Below are 18,579 nucleotides of genomic sequence, written 5' to 3'. Positions count from 1 at the left end.
GCGCGGGATGCTTCCGTTCATCGCCCGCCTCCCGCTGCTCGTCACCGTCACGGGTCTGTCCGCGCTACTGATGCTGGTCCCGGCGGCCCATGCGGTCGCCATAGGTGCGCCCTGGGTTGCGGGCACCTTTGCGCTCTATGCGCTGCTGACGATGTTGCTGGCCCTGATGTTCGCGATTGCGCTGGCGGGGCGGGAGCGGTCGGACCGGCCGCGCCGCCACCTTGTCGGCCTGCTGGTCATCTTCGTGGTCCTGCCGCTGGTGCTGGCGGTGCCGTTTCAGCAGGCCGTACGCAACACGACGTTCCTGAACGCCTATGTCGAGATGGTTTCGTCCCTGACCACGACGGGGGCGACGCTGTTTCCCGAACCGGGGCGGTTGCCGCAGTCGGTCCACCTGTGGCGCGCCACCGTGGGTTGGCTTGGCGGGTTGTTCATGTGGGTGAGCGCCATTGCCGTGCTTGCGCCGATGGCGCTTGGCGGGTTCGAGGTGCGCGCCCGGCGCATCGCCACGACCGGGGCGCAGATCACGCAGATCGAGAAGGTGGCGGATCTGTCGTCGCGGGTGCGGACCTATGCGATCAAGCTGTTCCCGGTCTACACGGGCCTGACCGCGACCCTCTGGCTGGGCCTTATCCTGGCTGGTGAGACGCCGTTCATCGCGATCTGTCACGCCATGTCGACGCTCTCGACCTCGGGCATCTCGCCGGTCGGCGGCGTTGCGGGCGGGAGCGCGGGCTATGGCGGAGAGGTGATGGTGGCGATCTTCCTTATCTTCGCCGTCTCGCGGCTCGCGTTCTCGCGCGAGGGGCAGGGGTCCGAAGTGACCGGCTTTCTCCATGATTCCGAAGTGCGGCTCGCGCTGTTCTTCGTCGCGACGGTGCCGCTGTTTCTATTCCTGCGCCATTTCTTCGGGGCCTATGAGGTGGCGAGCGACATGACGCTTCTGTCCGGTCTCGCCTCGCTCTGGGGATCGGTGTTCACGGTGTTTTCCTTCCTGACCACCACCGGGTTCGTCAGCGCGGCGTGGGAGTCGAGTCAGGCGTGGTCGGGGCTGTCGACACCGGGCCTTATCCTCATGGGCCTTGCGCTCGTGGGGGGCGGGGTGGCGACAACGGCGGGCGGGGCCAAGCTCCTGCGCGTCTGGGCGCTGTATCAGCACGGGCGGCGCGAACTGGACAAGCTGGTCCATCCCAACTCGGTCGCCGGGTCGGGGAGCGAGGCGCGCCACATCCGGCGCGGCGGGGCCTATATGGCATGGGTGTTCTTCATGCTCATGACCCTGTCCGTGGCCGTAGTAATGATGGCGTTTTCCTTCACCGGGGAAAACTTCGAGCAATCGGTCGTTCTGACCGTCGCTGCCCTGACCACGACAGGCCCGCTGGCCGATGTCGCGGCGTCGGAGCCGATCCGGTTCGGCACCATGTCGGTCTCGGCCAAGCTGGTTCTGTCTGCCGCGATGGTGCTCGGGCGGCTCGAACTTCTGGCCATCGTCGCGCTCCTGTCGCCCAACGTGTGGCGGCCGAGAGGGCGGCAGATCCTCCCGTGAGCCTGCCCAAGTTTTCCGCAAACCCATGATGTTTGGGGGGTTTAAATTCCCGATGCCTCCATTACACTCGATTGGAATTGGGATACTCACCTGCCGGATAACGGCAGCACGATAAAACAAGGGCAATAAGCGATGGCTGCTGACAAACAGAATTTGCAGGACGCGTTTCTGAACCATGTGCGCAAGGCCAAGGTGCCTGTCACGATCTTCCTTATCAACGGCGTGAAGTTGCAGGGGGTGATCTCGTGGTTCGACAATTTCTGCGTGCTGCTCAAGCGGGACGGGCAAAGCCAGCTCGTCTACAAGCACGCGATTTCCACCATCATGCCGTCGCAGCCGATCAATCTCTACGACGGCGACGATAGCTGATCTTGGATACGGGGACCGGTCCCGGCGTCACGCGCGCCTGGGTCATCCATCCTGAACTGACGTCCGATCAGGAGCGTCGTGACGCGGAGCCCGCGCTTGAGGAAGCCGTGTCTCTGGCCTTGGCGCTGCCGGGGTTGGAGGTCGTGGGCTCGCAGATCGTGCGCCTCGCCAAGCCCCATCCCGGCCACCTGTTCGGCACCGGCAAGACCGAGGAGCTGGCGGAGGGGATCAAGGCCAAGGACATCGAGCTCGTCCTGATCGACGGGCCGGTCAGCCCGGTGCAGCAGCGCAATCTGGAACGCCAGTGGAAGGTCAAGATCCTCGACCGGACCGGGCTTATCCTCGAGATCTTCTCGGACCGGGCCGCGACGCGCGAGGGCGTGTTGCAGGTCGAGATGGCCGCGCTGTCGTATCAGCGCACGCGGCTGGTGCGGGCCTGGACCCACCTTGAACGTCAGCGCGGCGGACTGGGCTTCGTGGGTGGCCCCGGCGAAACGCAGATCGAGGCGGACCGGCGGGCCATCGACGAGCAGCTCAACCGGCTGCGCAAACAGCTCTCCAAGGTCGTGCGGACCCGCGAGCTTCACCGCGCCTCGCGCGCGAAGGTGCCGTTTCCGGTCGTGGCGCTCGTGGGCTACACCAACGCCGGAAAGTCGACGCTGTTCAACCGGATGACCGGGGCCGAAGTCATGGCCAAGGACATGCTTTTTGCCACGCTGGACCCCACGATGCGGTCCATCGACCTGCCCGGCGGGCGGCAGGTGATCCTGTCGGATACGGTGGGCTTCATCTCGGACCTGCCCACGCAACTTGTCGCGGCCTTCCGCGCCACGCTTGAAGAGGTGCTGGGCGCGGACCTGATCTTGCATGTGCGCGACATTTCCCACGACGAGAGCGAGGAGCAGGCAGAGGACGTTCTTTCGATTCTCGCGGATCTCGGGGTCGAGGAGGACGTGCCGCTCATCGAGGTCTGGAACAAGATCGACCAGCTTCCGGCGGAGACGCGCACGGCCTATGAGACGCAGGCCGAACGCACCGAGGAGGTCGTCGCGATTTCGGCCCTGACCGGCGACGGGCTGGAGCGGCTTTACGCCGTGATCGACACCGCACTGACGCAGGACACGTTCGATCAGACGCTCGATATTCCCTTTGCCGAAGGTCGCCAGCGCGCGTGGCTGCATGACACCGGCGTCGTGGAAGACGAGACCGAGACCGAGGATGGCTGGCAGGTGCGGGTGCGCTGGACCGAAAAGCAGGCCGCCCAGTTCACCAAAGCTCATACATAGACCGACCGCCGCAAGAGGGCATCTGCGGCGGTCGGCCTACTACCGTGAGTGACGGCAGGCTGCCCGCGCGTTTGGGATCGCTAACTGAACAGCCGAGGCGGTATATGACTGCGGCAAGGGCATTTGGCTAGGGGTGGCGATCCCGCCCGTCGGCCTTTTTTTGCTGACCAAAACGTTTGTCGTCTGACCGGTTGGTCAAAAAAATCTTGAAAACAGCACCTTAGGTGCGAGGCGGCATATTTCCGCCCGTTTCGTGACGCCGCGTCGCGGATCAGGGCGTGCGGGGCAAAAGCCGGGTTGTGCCCACGGATGCGGCGCGGGCGAGCTCGGGATCGAGTGACATGGGCACATATTCGCCCCGCCGCCAGAGGTCGCCCAGATCGTCGTAATGGCGCGACAGGAAATGGCCCGACTGGCCGGTGGACGAGATGAACAGGGACGAGTCGGGGTCCGCGAAGTCATAGACGCCCCGGTAGCCCGCGCCGTGGACGTTGAGGAACGGGTCCGGCTCCCGGCCCGAGGTGCGCCCGCGCATCAGCGTGTTGTCCCCGCCCGATGTCGACTGACGGATGTTCACGAACCATTTAAGCACCGGCAAGTCGCCCAGCACCTGATGGTCATGCGTCGCCTCGTGCGCGTCGCCCCAGCGCAGGCTTTCGTAAGAGCCGCCAAAGTGTTCATCGATCCACAAAAGCGCGTCGTCGAGCGATTCCCGCGCGATCTGAGTGCAGGTCTCGGTCGGGGCTGATTGCACGACGTCGCACCAGTCCCCCGCGCCTTGGATGTCACGGTAGACGCGCTCGATGAAGATCGGTTCGAGGTGGTTGAACGCGCCCGCGAGCGGTCCAAGCTCGTCACGGATCAGTCGGTTTTGCAGCGCACGCATCCACGCCATGTAGATCAGCGGCTCCGGCAGGTGTTCGTTCATCTCGCCGTTCCAGTTGGCGAGCAGGTCGAGCGCCTGCTGGCGCTTGCGTTCGGTCGTGCCTTCCGGCGCGGCTTCGCCCGTGAACCACAGGTCGGCGCCGACGAGGGGCAGCAGGTTGCGCGCGGTGATCGAAACGGTGTCGAGTTGCGCCTCGATGAAGCTCTCGCGGGTATGCACCTCGCGGTTCTGCATCAGGAACTGCCAACGCTGAATGCGCTGGCTGTCACCCCATTCATAGCTGACGTGAAGCGGGAAAGGCCGGTCGAGCAGCTTGTTGTTCGTGTTGCCGACGATGCCGCCGGAGGGGGCGACGAACTGCGGGTTCGCGGCGTAGGCCTCGCGCCCGATCCAGCGGTTCTCGGCCCGCCAGCCGGGGGCCGGGAGACGGCCGAAGGTCATGTGCTCGGCGTCGCGCCGGGGCATTTCGCCGATTGTCTTGAGCGCGATGGTGTCACGGTCGATCATCGTGACGTTCTGGCTTGGCGCCACGAAGTCGCGCCCGGCTGCGATCCCCTGTGTGACCGATTTGGCCTGCATGAGGTTCATCGCCGCCGTCATCGAAGTGTCGTCACCGTTCAGAAGCGTCCAGCCGAGGGCGGCGACGTGACCGGCCGGGGTCACGGAGCCGAGGTTGAAGTGGGTGCCGGGCAGGACGGGGCCGTTTTCCGACCACCTGAGCGTGATCGTGACCGGGGCGGCATCGCGCACCCGGATGATCGAGGCGCGTTCGGTCAGCGCGGCCCAGCCGTCGGGTGTCTGCACCTCGCCCGTATTCTCCGGGTTCACCTTTTCGATGAACACGTCCTGATCGTCGAGGTAGGAGGAGGTGAGGCCCCAGGCGAAATCGGCAGAGCGCCCGATGAGGATCGCGGGCATCCCCGGAATGGTCGCGCCGATAACCGCGCCGGAGGCCAGCTCCATCCGCGCGAGGTACCAGATCGTCGGCGCGGTGAAGCCAAGATGCGGGTCATTGGCCAGCAGCGTGCCACCTGCCGCAGACCGGTCCGGGGCGGCCGCCCAGGCGTTGGACGCGCCGGCCAGTCCGCGCGGCGGGGCCGGGTACATGAAAGCGTCTTCGGGCGTCGTGTCATAGGCCGCATATTGCGTGGCGCCGGGTTGATCGGGGAACAGGGACGCGTAGTCGGGCAGGGCGGCCACGCCGTTTCCGGGCATGTCGGGCAGGATATCGGAGACCTGCTTTTCATCCAGTGCGAGCGACACGCGGGCGCGCAGCACCTCTTCCTCAAGATGGCCCGCGAGTTGCACGCCCATCAGCTTCATGATGGCGATGGAATCGGCGGGCACCCAGGGGGAGATGGCGTTGTCGAAGAGGAAGAACTCCGGCGCGCCACGCCCCAGCGCCTCGTCATTGACCCGGTCGAGCCAGGCGTTGACGCCGCGCGCATAGGCCTCGAGCGCCGCGGTCGTTTCGGCATCCTGATCCTCGACGGACTCGCGGGCGAGGCGGTAGAGATCGAGCCTGCGCATGAGCTCATCCGTCTTGAGCGTGCGCGCCCCGAACATCTCGGACAGCCGCCCCTGCACGGTGCGTCGCATGGTCACCATCTGCCAGAGCCGGTCCTGCGCATGGGCATAGCCGAGGCCGAAATAGACATCCGCGTCGGAACTGCCGAACACATGGGGGATGTTGGCGTTGTTGCGCACGATATCGACCTCGGCGCTCACCCCGTTCACGCTGCGGGTGACATCGTAATCCGGCAGGGAGCGGGAGGCGAGGTAATAGGTGAACGCAAGCGCGAGACCCGCGAGGACGAGGGCCGCGCTGACAAGGCGCACCATCCATTTGAAGAGAAATGCCATGGGACCCTTTGTTGACCTGTCCGCTGCCCCCGTTCATTAAAGGCTCCGACACACAGGTGCAATCAAGGGAGAGTGACATGGCCAAGTGCGCGTTTCTGGGGCTGGGCGTGATGGGATACCCGATGGCGGGCCACCTTGCCGCCAAGGGGCATGAAGTCACGGTCTACAACCGCACGGCGGCCAAGGCCGAGGCTTGGGTCAAGGAACATGGCGGGGCCTCTGCGGCGACCCCGCGCGAGGCGGCCGAGGGGGCCGAGTTCGTCATGGCCTGCGTGGGCAATGACGACGACCTGCGCGCGATCTGCACGGCCGATGACGGGGCGTTCGCGGGCATGGGCACGGGCGCGATCTTCGTTGATCACACGACGGTGTCGGCGATGGTCACCAACGACATGGCCGAGGCCGCCGCGGAACAGGGCGTGGGATACGTCGATGCGCCCGTCTCCGGCGGGCAGGCCGGGGCCGAGAACGGCGCGCTCGCCATCATGTGCGGGGGCGCCGAGGACACGTTCGCCAAGGCCGAGCCGATCATGCAGGCCTATGGCAAATCCGTGAAGCGGATGGGCGAGGTCAGCGCCGGGCAGCTCACCAAGATGGTCAACCAGATCTGCATCGCCGGGCTCGTTCAGGGCCTGTCCGAAGGTCTGGCCTTTGCCGAGAAGGCCGGGCTCGACGGGCGCGCCGTGGTCGAGGCGATTTCCGGCGGGGCCGCCGGAAGCTGGCAGATGGTTAACCGGCACGAAACGATGCTGGACGACGAATTCGAGCATGGCTTCGCGGTCGACTGGATGCGCAAGGACCTGGCCATCTGCCTGGCTGAAGGCAACCAGATGGGCGCCGCGCTGCCTGTCACGGCGCTGGTGGACCAGTTTTACAAGGATGTGCAGAACATGGGCGGGAACCGTTGGGATACCTCCTCGCTCATCCGGCGGCTGCGGTAAGCTGCCGGTCACATTTTCGCGGGGTCGTGGTGAAACCCTGCGGCCTCCGCTAGCGTGTCTTGAAGGAATGGCGCGATAGCAGACGCTTTAATCAGGGAGATTTTCATGTCCACGTTTTCCAAGTTCGCTGCGGCGCTGCCGCTCATCCTGCTGGCCGGGGCGGCCCAGGCCCATACCGACTCGGACGTGGGCGGGTTCATTTCCGGTTTCACCCACCCGATCCTCGGCTGGGACCATGTGATCGCGATGGTCGCGGTCGGTCTTTGGGGCGCGTTCCTCGGCAAGCCCGCAATCTGGATCCTGCCGGTGGTGTTCCCGCTGGTCATGGCCTTCGGCGGCGCCCTTGGTGTGCTCGGTGTGCCGATCCCGGCGGTCGAGGCGGGGATCGCCTTGTCCGGGGTCGTGCTGGGCCTCTTGATCGTCTTCGCGGTGCGTGCGCCGCTCTGGGTCGCTGCGGTGATCGTGGGGGTCTTCGCGATCTTTCACGGCCATGCGCATGGGACCGAGCTGCCGGAAGCCGCGAATCCCTTTGCCTACGGCATCGGCTTCGTGATCGGCACCGGCGCACTGCACCTTGCGGGTATCGCGCTTGGTTTGCTGGTCGGGTCGGCCGCCGGTCGGGTCGTGGTGCGCGCCGCGGGTGGTGTGATCGCGGCTGTCGGGGCGGCGTTCCTCTTCGGCGTCGCGTGAAGCGCCTCGCCCTTCTCGCCGCGCTGGTTCCCGGCGCGGCACATGCCCATGCCTTCTCGACCGGCCGGGATGCCTATGGCGCGTTCCTGGAGGGGGCGGGCGTGATCCTCGCCACCCCCGGTCTGATCCTGCCGCTGGCCGCGCTTGCCGTGACGCTGGCGTTGTGGAAGGCCGACGGCATGATGGCGGCCTGGCCCGCGTTCCTGATCGGGCAGGTTGCGGGCATGGCGCTCGCGCCGCTTGTGGGGCCGTGGATCGCGCTCGTCCCGCTGGCCTTCGGGCTGGTGCTCGGCGGGCTCGCCGCCGTGGCGCCGCTTGGGCGACTGGGGCCTGCGCTACCGGTTCTGGCGGGCCTCATGGGGGGCGTGGTAATGGCCGCCTCGCTGGAGGGGCATACGGTCACCGAGATCGGGGTCGCGATCCGGCTGGGGTTGTTCGTTGCGGCGAACATCGCGACAGCGGCCATCGCGGGCCTCGCCCGATCCATGCTGGAACGCTGGGACGGGGAGGTGACGCGCATCGGCTGGCGCGTCGCGGCGTCATGGATCGCGGCGATCCTCGTGCTCTACCTTGCCTTCGCCATGACCGGCGCGACGGCCTGAGGCGTCAGTCGGCGAAGACCGTGTCGCTGTACTAGCCACACGGTCCGAGCGCCTCACACCGCGTCAGGGCAGGATGCGGGTGTATTTCGATCCTTCGACGGTCGCGCCGACGATCAGGCCCGCTGTGCCGAAGACCATCGCAACGACGGGGGAAGAGCCCGCCAGCGTGTCTGCCGAGAACCGGTCGCCTTCGTTCACGACGGCGTATTTCACGTCCGCGCCCGCGACCCAGCCGGGGGAATAGCGGAACTCGCCCAGGGCATCCTCGGTCATGAAGAACAGCACATGCGCGTATTGCTGCGCGCCGATCTGGATGCCGATGCTGGCCTTGGTCTGGGAATAGTAGTCCACCGTCGCCCCGCCGACCCGGAGCGCGCCGCGCCCATAGGCGCCGCCGACCAGAACGCCGGCCTCGGTCACCAGCGGCATGACCAACATGCCGACCGACTTGTCGCGCAGATCCGTCGCCTCGGGATAACTGGAGAAAAGGTAGTTCAGCGTCGCATCGACCCGCGCGTCGATGGTGCCGGAGCCTTGGGATGCAAGGCCGTTGTCGCAGCCCGCAAGTGCGAGGCTCGCACCTGCGCCGCCCGCGACCAGAAGGAATCCGCGTCTGGTGTATGTGTTCATTGCCCGTCGCCTCATGTCTGGCTGCCGGGTCTGCGCCCGGATTGGGCCAGAGTCTACGCGAAGCGGGGCAGGCTGTCACGCCGCCGTGAGAGGGTGGCGGAAATTCGCGCGTGGCTCAGGCCAGACGCACGACCATGAGCACGGCAACGTAGTGCGTGGCGGCGGCAGCGAGGACGTGGCCGTGCCAGATCGCGCGGGCGTAGGGCAGGGCCTTGTGGTAGAAAATCGTGCCGACGGTGTAGACCAGTCCGCCGATGACCAGCAGGACCAGCGCGGCGGCGGGAAGGGCCGCGACGATGGGGCCGATGGCGGCGAGGCAGAGCCAGCCCTGCGCGATGTAAAGCCAGAAGCCCAGCCGCTCGATCCGGTCGAACCAGATCACCTTGAGCGACACCCCGATGAGCGCGATGGCCCAGCTTGCCGTGGCGAGTGCGATGCCATAGCCGCCGCCGACCCCGATCAGCGCGACCGGCGTGTAGGTTCCGGCGATCATCAGGTAGATGGCCGCGTGGTCGAACCGGCGCAGCACCGCGCGGGTGGGGGCATGGAGCGTCATGTTGTAGGCCGCCGAGAAGGCGAAGGTGGCGATGAGGCCGATGGCATAGGGCACGAGGGCCGCGAGATGCGCCCCCTCGACCGAGAGCGCCGCCCATGTCAGCAGCACGCTGGCCCCGGCGACAGCCGCCACCACGCCGATGACGTGGAGCACGCCGTCGGCGATGTGTTCGGCAAGGGTTTCTTTCAGCACAAAGCGGGTCATGACCTCAGTGTAACGCGTGAAACAGCGAAGGTTCCGTTAACGTAACGGTCACTTTGCCGCTTTTTCGGCAAGGCGCCGCCTACCAACTGCCCGAGGCGCCGCCGCCGGAGCTCGACCCGCCCCCGAAGGAGCCGCCCGAGGAGGACGAGGAGGAGGAACTTGTAATCATCGGGATCGTGTAGGGGATGATCGAGTGGTGGCCGCAATGCGGGCAATCGGTGATCTTTTCGCCCGTGCCGGTGCGGGAGCGGGTCGCGGCCTGAAGCCGGTTGCGCTTGGTTTGGATGCCGCGCTCGCCACAGTTGGGGCAGCGCGACAGCCGGTCGCGGATCTGCCGTGAAAACGCGGCAAGCAGGCCGCCGCCCACCGCCAGCACGCCGATGACCCAGCCGAGCACGCCGCCGCCGCCGTCGGAGCGGGGGGCAGGTTCTTCGCCGTTCCAGTGGGCATAGGCGATACGGTCGATCACGGCGTCCGTACCGTCTTCGATGCCTTCGGCGTACTTGTCGTTGCGGAATTTGGGCAGGAACACGCGGTCGATGATGTCCTGCGCCTCGCGGTTGAAGCCGCTGCCGTAGCCCGACCCCAGTTCGACGCGCATCTGCCGGTCGTCGCGCAGGACGAGGATCAGGATGCCGTCGTTCCTCGAGGCGTCACCGATACCCCAGTGATTGAACAGGCCGGTGGCGAAGTCTTCCATCGTGTTGGTGGGCGTGAAGCCGCCGCGCGAGCCCAGAGTGAGGACCGTCGCCTCGACCCCGGTTTCCTCGCGCAGCACTTCGAGCTGGCGTTTGACGCGGGTCTCCACGTCGTCGGGCAGGACGTTGGCGTAGTCGTTGACGTAGGTGTTTTCATAAACCGGCCAGCTTTGCGCGCTGGCCAGCGTGGGCCACAGGAGGGCGAGGACGGCGACGAGTCGGATCATGGCAGGCTCCCGGCGATCTCGGAGAGAACGTCGGGGACCATCATGACATCTTCGCGGGTCACGTCAAACTGCCCGACCTGCATCCGGATGACATAAGCGCCCTCATGCGTGGTCTGGGTCAGGTAGATGCGGCCGTCGCGGTTCACGGCGTCAAGCAGCCGCGCGGTGGTCGCATCGTCGCGGTAGCGGAAGGTGAAGAGCGACAAGATCGGTTCGGTGACGATCTCGAACCCGTCGAGGGCCGCGATGGCGTCACGGGCTTCGACGGCCCAAGTGACGTGGTTTCGCAAACGTGAGCGCAGGCCTGCAAGCCCTTCGGATCGCACGAGAAACCAGATCTTGAGTGCGCGGAACCGGCGACCGAGGGGGAGCGTCCATTCGTTGTAATTGACGATTTCCTCCGCGCCAGGGGTTTGCAGGTAGTCGGGGCGCAGGCCCATCGCCTGAATCTGTGGTCCGGGGTCGCGCAGGAACTGGATCGAGCAGTCGAACTGCGCGCCGAGCCATTTGTGCGGGTTGAAGACAATTGAATCAGCTTTCTCAACACCGGCCCACAAGTCCCTGAATTCCGGGCAGATCATGGCGGACCCCGCCCAGGCCGCATCGACATGCGTGGGCAGGTCATGGGCGCGGGCGACGTCGATACAGGCGCCGATGTCGTCGCAGGCCCCGATGGACGTGCCGCCGGTGGCGAGCACGACGCCCGCGGGTGTGTGGCCCGCTTCGAGGTCCGCGCGGATCGCGGCATCGAGCGCGGCGGGGTCCATCGAAAAGAGCGGGTCGCCCGCCTTGCCGGGCACTTTCACGAGGTTGTTCTGACCGATGCCGCACAGGCGCACAGCCTTGTCGACGGATGAGTGTGTCTGTGCCGAGGCGTAGATGCGCAGGCGCGGAGCACCTGAAAGCCCGTCGCCAATCCCCTGAAACCCAAGTGCTTTCTCGCGCATCGTGGTGACGGCGGAGAAGGTCGCGGTGGTGGCGCTGTCGTGGATCGTGCCGGTCAGGTCGCCCGGCAGGCCCATTGCATCGCGCATCCAGTCGATGACGAGCGCCTCCATCTCGTTCGCCGCCGGGGCCGTCTGCCAGAGCATCGCTTGGGCGGAGATGGCGTTGGCCAGTTGCTCGGCCAGCATCGAGGCGGGCGCGGCGTTGGCGGGGAAGTAGGCGAAGAACCGGGGGTGCTGCCAGTGGGTCATGGCGTCGGGCACGAGGCGGGCGAAATCGTCGAAGATCGTCTCGATCGGTTCGGGCTCTTCTGGCGCCGGCCCTTCGATCCGGGCGCGGAAGGCGCCGGGGGCGGTGTCGGGGCGCACGGGGCGCTCGCGCAGCCCCGCGTGATAGTCGCGCGCCCAGTCGGCGGCGCGTTTCGACCAGTGATTGAGGTCTTCGTGATCCACCCCGGGCCTCCCTTGTTTAACGTGTTAAGGAGTAGCGGCCCTGTCAGGCTTTCTCAAGGGCCTCGATGATCGGAGAGAAATCCGTGGCCTTCAGGCTGGCCCCGCCCACGAGCGCGCCGTCCACGTTGGACACGCCGAAAATCTCGGCCGCGTTGCCCGGCTTGACCGACCCGCCGTACAGGATGCGCGCGGACCGACCCACGCCGGAGCCGAAGCGTTGTTCGAGACGCGAGCGGATGAAATCGTGGACCTCGCCGATCTGGTCGAGCGTCGGGATCTTGCCGGTGCCGATGGCCCAGATGGGCTCATAGGCGATGACAAGCGTGTCGCCGGTCACGGCATCGGGGATGGAGCCTGCGAGCTGGCCGGCGATGATGTCGAGCGTATTGGCCGCGTCGCGTTCTTCAAGCGTTTCACCCACGCAGATGACGACCTTGAGACCCGCAGCCAGTGCCGCGCGGGCTTTTTCGCGCACGTCCTGATCGGTCTCCTCGTGGTCCTCGCGGCGTTCGGAATGGCCCAGGATGACATAGCTCGCCCCGGCGTCGGCCAGCATTCCCGCCGAAATGTCGCCGGTATGCGCGCCGTTTTCGGCCTTGTGGCAGTCCTGTCCGCCAGTCGCGATGGCGCTGCTGGCGGCCTCAGAGAGGCGATGGAGGAGCGTGGCGGGTGGACAGAGCAGGATCTCGACCCCCGCGCCCTGGTGTGTGTCGCAGATCGTGCGGACCTCGGCGAGTTCCGCGCCGGTTCCGTTCATCTTCCAGTTGCCTGCTGCCAGTTTGCGCCGCATCTGCCTCTCCCCATCCGGATTTGGTGTGAGGGTAACGCGCGGGGCCGGAAGGACAAGGGGTCAGAGTGCGGCGAGTGCGCGCCGGGCCCAGTCGGTCGCGATCTCGGGGTCGTCCACCGCCGCGTCGGGGAGGGTCCAGTAGCCCATGGTGCGCCCGTCCTCCATCGAGAACTTGGACGCGCCTTCGTCCGCGAGCGCAGCGGCGAAGTCGCCCTTGGCCTTGAGATAGATCTGACCGGAGGCCGAGATGATCGCGAAGATCTGGCCGTCGCAATAGAAAGAGGCGCCACCCATCATCTTGCGATGCGTGACGCCTTCCAGACCTTCGAAAACCTCGTAGACATGCGCGATGTCGTCATCCGAGACGCTCACTCGGCGGCTCCGATGTTCTCGTCGAACTTGATCGACTCGCCGCAGCCACATTCGTCGACCACGTTGGGGTTGCGGAACTTGAACCCGCTTTCCAGCAGGGACGTCTCATAGTCGATCTCGGTCCCGAACAGGAACATCTGGGCCATCGGCGCGATCATCACCACCGCGCCGTCCTGTTCGACGACCTCGTCGTTCTTGTCGACCTCGTCGACGTAATCCATCGTGTATTCCATGCCCGCGCAGCCGCCCTTCTTGACGCCGATGCGCAGGCCCTTATGGCCGTCCTTCTCCATCAGGCGGGCGATCTGGGCCGCGGCCTTGTCGGTGAGGGTTACGGCCTGTTTGCCGGGAATACCGAACATGGGTGACTCCTTTTCCTTACTTTGAAGGTAAGGTTTCTGCGGTGCGTTCTCAAGCACCCCGGCGGGGCCGGGCGGTGCGACGGGCCGCGACGGGCGCGGCCGGTCCGTGTGTTACATGAAGCCCAGCTCAAGCCGCGCTTCGTCGGACATCATGTCCATGCCCCAGGGCGGATCCCAGGTGAGTTCCACGTCGACACCCTTGACCCCCTCGACGGGGCTGATCGCGTCGACGATCCAGCCCGGCATCTCACCCGCCACCGGGCAGCCCGGCGCGGTGAGGGTCATGGCGATGAAGACGTCGTTTTCGTCCGAAATGTCGATCGTGTAAACGAGGCCGAGGTCATAGATATTCACCGGGATTTCCGGGTCATAGACCGAGCGGCATGCATCCACCACCTTCTCGTAGAGCGGGTGATCGGTGCTCGACGGTTGGATGAGGGGCGCTCCCTCCATCTTGGGGCTTTCGGTGTTCATCACGCGTCCTTACAATTCCTGACTGAACATATAGGTTTTTGCGTTCCCGAGGTCTAGGGGGGCGAAACGGTGCGATTTGGGGTGTTTCGGGGGTGTTTGGCGCACGAAACGGTGAGGAGCGCGGTTTGGCCCGGGGCGCGAACGGTGCCGATGTGGTCAGGTGGCGGCCATGTGCGGGGATTCGACGGCATGAGGGTCGTTGACGGGGCAATCGGACCACATCACGTCTGAACCCCATCCGCGCGCCCCGTGTTGGGGCAGACACAATTGCATTGGAGGACAACATGAGCGACCTGACGAACAAGAGCTGCAAGGACCTTCCCGCCGATACGCCGCAACTGACGGGCGCGGCGCTGGACGAGATGACGGCGCAGATCAGCAGCGAGTGGAGCGTGGACGGCGATACGCTCACCCGTCGTTACAAGACCAAGGGCTTCGCGAAGGCGCTGATGCTGGTCAACGGCGTCGGCTACCTGGCCGAGGCCGAGGACCACCATCCGGATATCAAGCTGGGCTACGGCTATGCCGAGGTGAGCTTCACCACCCATTCGGTCGGCGGGTTGTCGGAAAACGATTTCATCTGCGCGGCCAAGCTGGACGCGATGTTCGGCTGAGGCGCGTCCGCGTCCGGTCCGCCATATTCAGACCGGACGCGGGGCCGTGAACGTTGCCGCATGAGGCCGGGCGCGGTAGAGACAGGGACAGGACCCGGGGGGCAGCGGACGGACGATGGCAGGGCAGATGGACGGCGTCACGGGAGAGACCGGGTGAGCGGGATCGCACGCCTGATCGGCGTGTTGGCTCTGACTTTTCTGGCCGCATGTTCCGACCGGGGCGAGCCGGCAGCCGCGCAATTTTCATCAAAGAGTGTGATGGCACCGTTCGAGGAAGGTGGCTGGCCGGAATACCTGCGCCGTCTCGATCTGAAACCGGGTAAGGATTATGTGATCCTCGCCTATGTTCCCCCCGCCAATCCCATCGACCTGTCATCGCCCGAGAAGGCGCGGGGCACCTTGGCGCGCCTCGTGTTCGACCAGTTGGGCGCGATGGAGGCCGGGACGACCATCGGCCACCTGATCGTCGGCTGGCAATGCGGCGGCGTGCGCGGCATGACCTCGATGACCGGGGAGCAGGACCTTCAGGGCCAGCGGATGTTCCTGACAGGCTGGGGCGTGACGCCGATCCTGTCCACTTTCTTCGACGGCGATATCGTGCCACTCGCCGAGTTTCCCGAAGCGCAGAACCGCGCGTTGACCGAGGGGCGCGGCGTTGTCGTGGCGAGCGAGGTGTCGGCGGCCCGATGTGCCGCGGCGCGCGCGGAGGTGGCAGAGTTCGAGACGCACCCGGACGCGCCGCACGAGAACTACAGCCTCGTCCTGCGCCCCGATCTTTATGAGGGCGGCGGGTGTCTGTCCTTCGCGATGCATGTGGCGGCGAAGGCGGGCGTGATGCCGCGCCTTCCGGCACTGGTGCGCCGTGACGTTGACCTCAGGGCTGTGCAACTGGGGGCGCGGGAGGTGGCGCCGGCGCAGGTGGACGTCTACCGCGCGCCGGGTCATCCGGAGGCGCCGGTCGGCTGGCTCGAGGTGCTGCTCCGGCGGTGGGATGAGGGGCCGGTGATCGACACGGTGACGGTGCCGTCGGGCGAGGCGATCATGGCCGCGCTGGTCTATGCCGGGGTCGGGGTGCAGGCGAAGACCGATCCACGCTACAGCCGCATACTGAGCCGGGACGACCCTGTCATCGGGGCGGCGGCGACCTATGGCCTGCAATGGGGCTACAGTTATCCGGTGCGCCGGATCTCCGATCCGGGCGGGGTGCGGGCGGTCGTGCTGGAACGTAGCTGAGGTAATGCAAAGGCGCGCGGCTTCGCCGCGCACAGGTTTTGCGCCCGTGCGCCTACGGCGCCGGCGCGCGGTAGGCGGGGGCTCTGCCCCCGCACCGCATGTTTAACGCGGGGGGCTCTGCCCCCGCACCACATCATTACGCGGGGGCGCTGCCCCCGCACCCCCGAGGTTTCCTGAAACAGAGAAGATCAGGACGCGGTTTGTTTGCGGCGGCGTTTGGGAACAGGGCGGGCGCGGCGCTCGACCTCGTCGAACAGCAGGCCCGTCAGGTTCTTCTGGGTCGCGCCTTCGATCCCCTCGAAGCCGGGGGAGGAATTCACCTCGAGCACCTTGGGGCCGGTCTCGGACCGGAGCAGATCGACGCCCGCCACCGAGAGGCCGAAGGCGCGGGCGGCGCGCAGGGCCGTGCGCCGTTCCTCGGCCGTGATGCGCACCTTGGTGGCCGAGCCGCCCCGGTGGAGGTTCGAGCGGAAATCGCCGTCGGCCCCGGTGCGTTTCATGGACGCCACCACCTTGGCCCCGATGACGAGGCAGCGGATGTCCTCGCCCGCGGCCTCTTTCACGAAGTGCTGAACGAGGAAATTGGCCTTCAGCCCCCGGAAGGCGTCGATGACGGATTCCGCCGCCTTGCGGGTTTCGGCCAGGACCACGCCGCGTCCCTGGGTGGATTCGAGCAGTTTGACGATCAGGGGCGCGCCACCCACGAGGCCCACGAGGTTCGCGTTGTCCTTGGGCGAGGCGGCGAAGGCGGTGTCGGGCATGCCGATCCCGGCCTTGGCCATGAGCTGATGCGCGAAAAGCTTGTCGCGCGAGCCGCCGATGCCCGCCGAGCCGTTCAGGCAGAAGGTGCCGATGGTTTCGAACTGGCGCACGACGGCGGTGCCGTAGGTGGTGATCGAGGCGCCGATGCGGGGGATGACCGCGTCATAGACCGGCAGGCGCGCGCCGTCGTAATGGACCTCGGGCGCGAGCGCGTTGATCGCCATGTAGCAGCGGGTGGTGTCGATCACCTCGACCGTGTGGCCGCGTGCCTCGCCCTCTTCGACGAGACGCCGGGTGGTATAGTTGTTCTCGCGCGACAGGACGCAGACGCGCAGCGCGCGGCGGGGCTGGGCGCGGGGCAGGTCGGAGGTGTGGTAGACATCGTAGCCCAGCTCCGGCTGGAGGTGGCGTTCGTGCGCCGAGATGGTGATGTGGTCGAGCAGGGCTTGCCGTCCGAGCAGCATCCGCGAGGCCATCGTCTCGCGGTTGGTGAGCGTCACCTCGATGGGCCAGCTCTGGCCGCCGACCGAAAGGGTCGTCTGGATCACGATGCGATTTTCGCTTTCGCCGTTCGATGACGTGACCTCGCGCCGGTCGATCACGGAGGCCGAGCAGGGCACGACTATATCGTCGCGTCCCGGTACCGGGCGCAGGGTGAAGCGGACCTTGGGGTCGGAGGAGGGGCCGAACGTCTCGATCTCGTCGGCATGGAGCGCGGAGGTCCGCGCGCCGGTGTCGATCTTGGCCTTGACCGAGGGGATTCCGAGTTCCGGGAGCGAAAGCCATTCCTCCCACCCGAAGTGGAGCGGTGTGCTGGTCATGGTCTCTCCCTGTCTCGTCTGTCGTCTTGCGTTTTTCCGACCCCTAGCATGGATTGCGGGGCGCGCGACAGGGGAAGGCGCCGCTCGCTTGCCCTGAAATGCGACCGGGCGTATGGGACGGGCATGACAGAGCGTTTCTCATTTTCCCTTGGCGCGACGGATGGCGCGGCCCGCACCGGCCTCATCTCGACCCCGCGCGGCGACATCCGCACCCCGGCCTTCATGCCGGTGGGCACGGCGGCGACGGTGAAGGCGATGCTGCCCGAAAGCGTGGCGGCGACCGGGGCCGATATCCTGCTGGGTAACACTTATCACCTGATGCTCCGGCCCGGGGCCGAGCGGGTGGAACGGCTGGGCGGGCTGCACCGGTTCATGAACTGGGACAAGCCGATCCTGACCGACAGTGGCGGGTTCCAGGTGATGAGCCTGGCCGATCTGCGCAAGCTGACCGAGGACGGGGTGACGTTTCGCAGTCATGTGGACGGGTCGAAACATATGCTCAGCCCTGAGACGAGCATGGAAATACAGCGGCAGCTCGGGTCGGACATCGTGATGTGTTTCGACGAGTGTCCCGCGCTGCCCGCGGACGAGGCGACGGTGGCGCAGTCGATGCGGCTGTCGATGCGGTGGGCGCAGCGCTCGCGCGATGCCTTTGGCGACCGGCCGGGTCACGCGCTCTTCGGTATCCAGCAGGGGGGCGTGACGGAGGAGTTGCGCGGCGAGAGTGCCGAGGCGCTGAAGGCCATCGGGTTCGAAGGCTATGCGATCGGCGGGCTGGCCGTCGGTGAGGGGCAGGAAGCGATGTTTGGCGTTCTGGATTATGCGCCGGGGATGCTGCCCGAGGACAAGCCGCGCTACCTGATGGGGGTGGGCAAGCCAGACGACATTCTGGGCGCGGTCAAGCGCGGGGTGGACATGATGGATTGCGTCCTGCCGTCACGGTCGGGGCGCACGGGTCAGGCCTGGACGCGCCGCGGGCAGGTCAACATCAAGAACGCGCGCCATGCGGACGATCCGCGCCCGCTGGACGAGGCCTGCACCTGTCCGGCCTGCACCGGGTATTCGCGTGCCTATCTGCACCATGTGTTCCGGGCGGGCGAGATGATCTCGGGCATGCTGCTCACATGGCACAACCTGCATTACTACCAAGAACTGATGGCGGGGATGCGGGCGGCCATCGCAGAGGGGCGCTTCGCCGTGTTCGAGGCGGATTTCCACGCGCTTCGCGCCGAGGGCGACATCGCGCCGCTCTGACC

General features: G+C 66.4%; 19 protein-coding genes. 9 read left to right on the top strand and 10 right to left on the bottom strand.

All coding sequences use genetic code 11. The features are described from left to right. Positions 1-7 precede the first annotated feature (7 nt). The 3 genes from B2585_RS04665 to hflX all read left to right on the top strand — a co-directional run bounded on the left by B2585_RS04665 (position 8) and on the right by hflX (position 3,201). Positions 8-1,546, top strand: a complete 1,539-nt coding sequence (locus B2585_RS04665) for a TrkH family potassium uptake protein (RefSeq protein WP_292020516.1) — start codon at positions 8-10, stop codon at positions 1,544-1,546. 132 nt (positions 1,547-1,678) lie between these two features. Next, positions 1,679-1,915, top strand: coding sequence for an RNA chaperone Hfq (gene hfq, locus B2585_RS04660; RefSeq protein WP_292020514.1), 237 nt, complete (start codon positions 1,679-1,681; stop codon positions 1,913-1,915). Then, a complete protein-coding gene (hflX, locus tag B2585_RS04655; RefSeq protein WP_414674037.1) occupies positions 1,912-3,201 on the top strand; it encodes a GTPase HflX in 1,290 nt (429 codons plus the stop codon). The genes hfq and hflX overlap by 4 nt, the downstream gene beginning before the upstream one ends. 271 nt (positions 3,202-3,472) lie before the next feature. Here hflX and B2585_RS04650 read toward each other — a convergent pair whose 3' ends face one another. After that, positions 3,473-5,950: a penicillin acylase family protein gene (locus B2585_RS04650; protein WP_292020510.1), complete on the bottom strand. Its 2,478-nt coding sequence runs from the start codon at positions 5,948-5,950 to the stop codon at positions 3,473-3,475. Here B2585_RS04650 and B2585_RS04645 point away from each other — a divergent pair. From B2585_RS04645 to B2585_RS04635, 3 genes are all read left to right on the top strand, one after another. Next, a complete protein-coding gene (locus tag B2585_RS04645; RefSeq protein WP_292020508.1) occupies positions 5,944-6,891 on the top strand; it encodes an NAD(P)-dependent oxidoreductase in 948 nt (315 codons plus the stop codon). The two genes, B2585_RS04650 and B2585_RS04645, sit on opposite strands and share 7 nt — an antisense overlap. A 105-nt stretch (positions 6,892-6,996) precedes the next feature. Next, positions 6,997-7,581 (top strand): HupE/UreJ family protein, encoded by a 585-nt coding sequence (locus B2585_RS04640; protein WP_292020506.1) that lies wholly within the window; start codon positions 6,997-6,999, stop codon positions 7,579-7,581. After that, positions 7,578-8,183, top strand: coding sequence for a hypothetical protein (locus tag B2585_RS04635; RefSeq protein WP_292020504.1), 606 nt, complete (start codon positions 7,578-7,580; stop codon positions 8,181-8,183). The genes B2585_RS04640 and B2585_RS04635 overlap by 4 nt, the downstream gene beginning before the upstream one ends. Before the next feature lie 63 nt (positions 8,184-8,246). On the opposite strand, the gene B2585_RS04630 is transcribed toward B2585_RS04635, so the two are convergent. From B2585_RS04630 to B2585_RS04595, 8 genes are all read right to left on the bottom strand, one after another. Beyond that, positions 8,247-8,813 (bottom strand): YSC84-related protein, encoded by a 567-nt coding sequence (locus tag B2585_RS04630; RefSeq protein ID WP_292020502.1) that lies wholly within the window; start codon positions 8,811-8,813, stop codon positions 8,247-8,249. A 115-nt stretch (positions 8,814-8,928) separates the two neighbouring features. After that, on the bottom strand, positions 8,929-9,573 hold the full coding sequence (gene trhA, locus B2585_RS04625; RefSeq protein WP_292020499.1) for a PAQR family membrane homeostasis protein TrhA: 645 nt from the start codon (positions 9,571-9,573) through the stop codon (positions 8,929-8,931). A 79-nt stretch (positions 9,574-9,652) separates the two neighbouring features. Beyond that, positions 9,653-10,498 (bottom strand): TPM domain-containing protein, encoded by an 846-nt coding sequence (locus tag B2585_RS04620; protein ID WP_292020497.1) that lies wholly within the window; start codon positions 10,496-10,498, stop codon positions 9,653-9,655. Beyond that, positions 10,495-11,895 carry a pyridoxal phosphate-dependent decarboxylase family protein gene (locus B2585_RS04615; RefSeq protein WP_292020495.1) on the bottom strand — a complete coding sequence of 467 codons (1,401 nt, stop codon included), beginning with the start codon at positions 11,893-11,895 and terminating at the stop codon, positions 10,495-10,497. The genes B2585_RS04620 and B2585_RS04615 overlap by 4 nt, the downstream gene beginning before the upstream one ends. Positions 11,896-11,938: 43 nt before the next feature. Further along, entirely contained in the window at positions 11,939-12,685 is a 747-nt protein-coding gene (gene tpiA, locus B2585_RS04610; RefSeq protein WP_292020493.1) for a triose-phosphate isomerase, read from the bottom strand. 60 nt (positions 12,686-12,745) lie between these two features. Continuing rightward, entirely contained in the window at positions 12,746-13,057 is a 312-nt protein-coding gene (locus tag B2585_RS04605; protein ID WP_292020491.1) for a TfoX/Sxy family protein, read from the bottom strand. After that, complete coding sequence (locus tag B2585_RS04600) at positions 13,054-13,419, bottom strand: HesB/IscA family protein (protein WP_292020489.1); 366 nt, start codon at positions 13,417-13,419, stop codon at positions 13,054-13,056. The genes B2585_RS04605 and B2585_RS04600 overlap by 4 nt, the downstream gene beginning before the upstream one ends. 111 nt (positions 13,420-13,530) lie before the next feature. Continuing rightward, on the bottom strand, positions 13,531-13,893 hold the full coding sequence (locus tag B2585_RS04595; RefSeq protein WP_292020488.1) for an SUF system Fe-S cluster assembly protein: 363 nt from the start codon (positions 13,891-13,893) through the stop codon (positions 13,531-13,533). 284 nt (positions 13,894-14,177) lie between these two features. Here B2585_RS04595 and B2585_RS04590 point away from each other — a divergent pair, with 284 nt between their 5' ends. Further along, positions 14,178-14,507: a 4a-hydroxytetrahydrobiopterin dehydratase gene (locus B2585_RS04590; RefSeq protein ID WP_292020485.1), complete on the top strand. Its 330-nt coding sequence runs from the start codon at positions 14,178-14,180 to the stop codon at positions 14,505-14,507. 258 nt (positions 14,508-14,765) lie between these two features. Next, positions 14,766-15,740 carry a hypothetical protein gene (locus B2585_RS04585; RefSeq protein ID WP_292020484.1) on the top strand — a complete coding sequence of 325 codons (975 nt, stop codon included), beginning with the start codon at positions 14,766-14,768 and terminating at the stop codon, positions 15,738-15,740. A 188-nt stretch (positions 15,741-15,928) separates the two neighbouring features. Here the strand turns inward: B2585_RS04585 and rimK are convergent, their stop codons facing one another. Then, entirely contained in the window at positions 15,929-17,323 is a 1,395-nt protein-coding gene (gene rimK / locus B2585_RS04580; RefSeq protein ID WP_292020482.1) for a 30S ribosomal protein S6--L-glutamate ligase, read from the bottom strand. 123 nt (positions 17,324-17,446) lie between these two features. Between rimK and tgt the strand changes: the two genes are divergently transcribed. Continuing rightward, positions 17,447-18,577 carry a tRNA guanosine(34) transglycosylase Tgt gene (gene tgt, locus B2585_RS04575; RefSeq protein ID WP_292020480.1) on the top strand — a complete coding sequence of 377 codons (1,131 nt, stop codon included), beginning with the start codon at positions 17,447-17,449 and terminating at the stop codon, positions 18,575-18,577. The last annotated feature ends 2 nt before the right edge of the window (positions 18,578-18,579 follow it).

Origin of the sequence: Maritimibacter sp. UBA3975 (assembly GCF_002384975.1) — a bacterium.
In the GTDB taxonomy this organism is placed as follows: Bacteria; Pseudomonadota; Alphaproteobacteria; order Rhodobacterales; family Rhodobacteraceae; genus Maritimibacter.
This window is presented reverse-complemented; position numbering and strand designations above follow the sequence as displayed.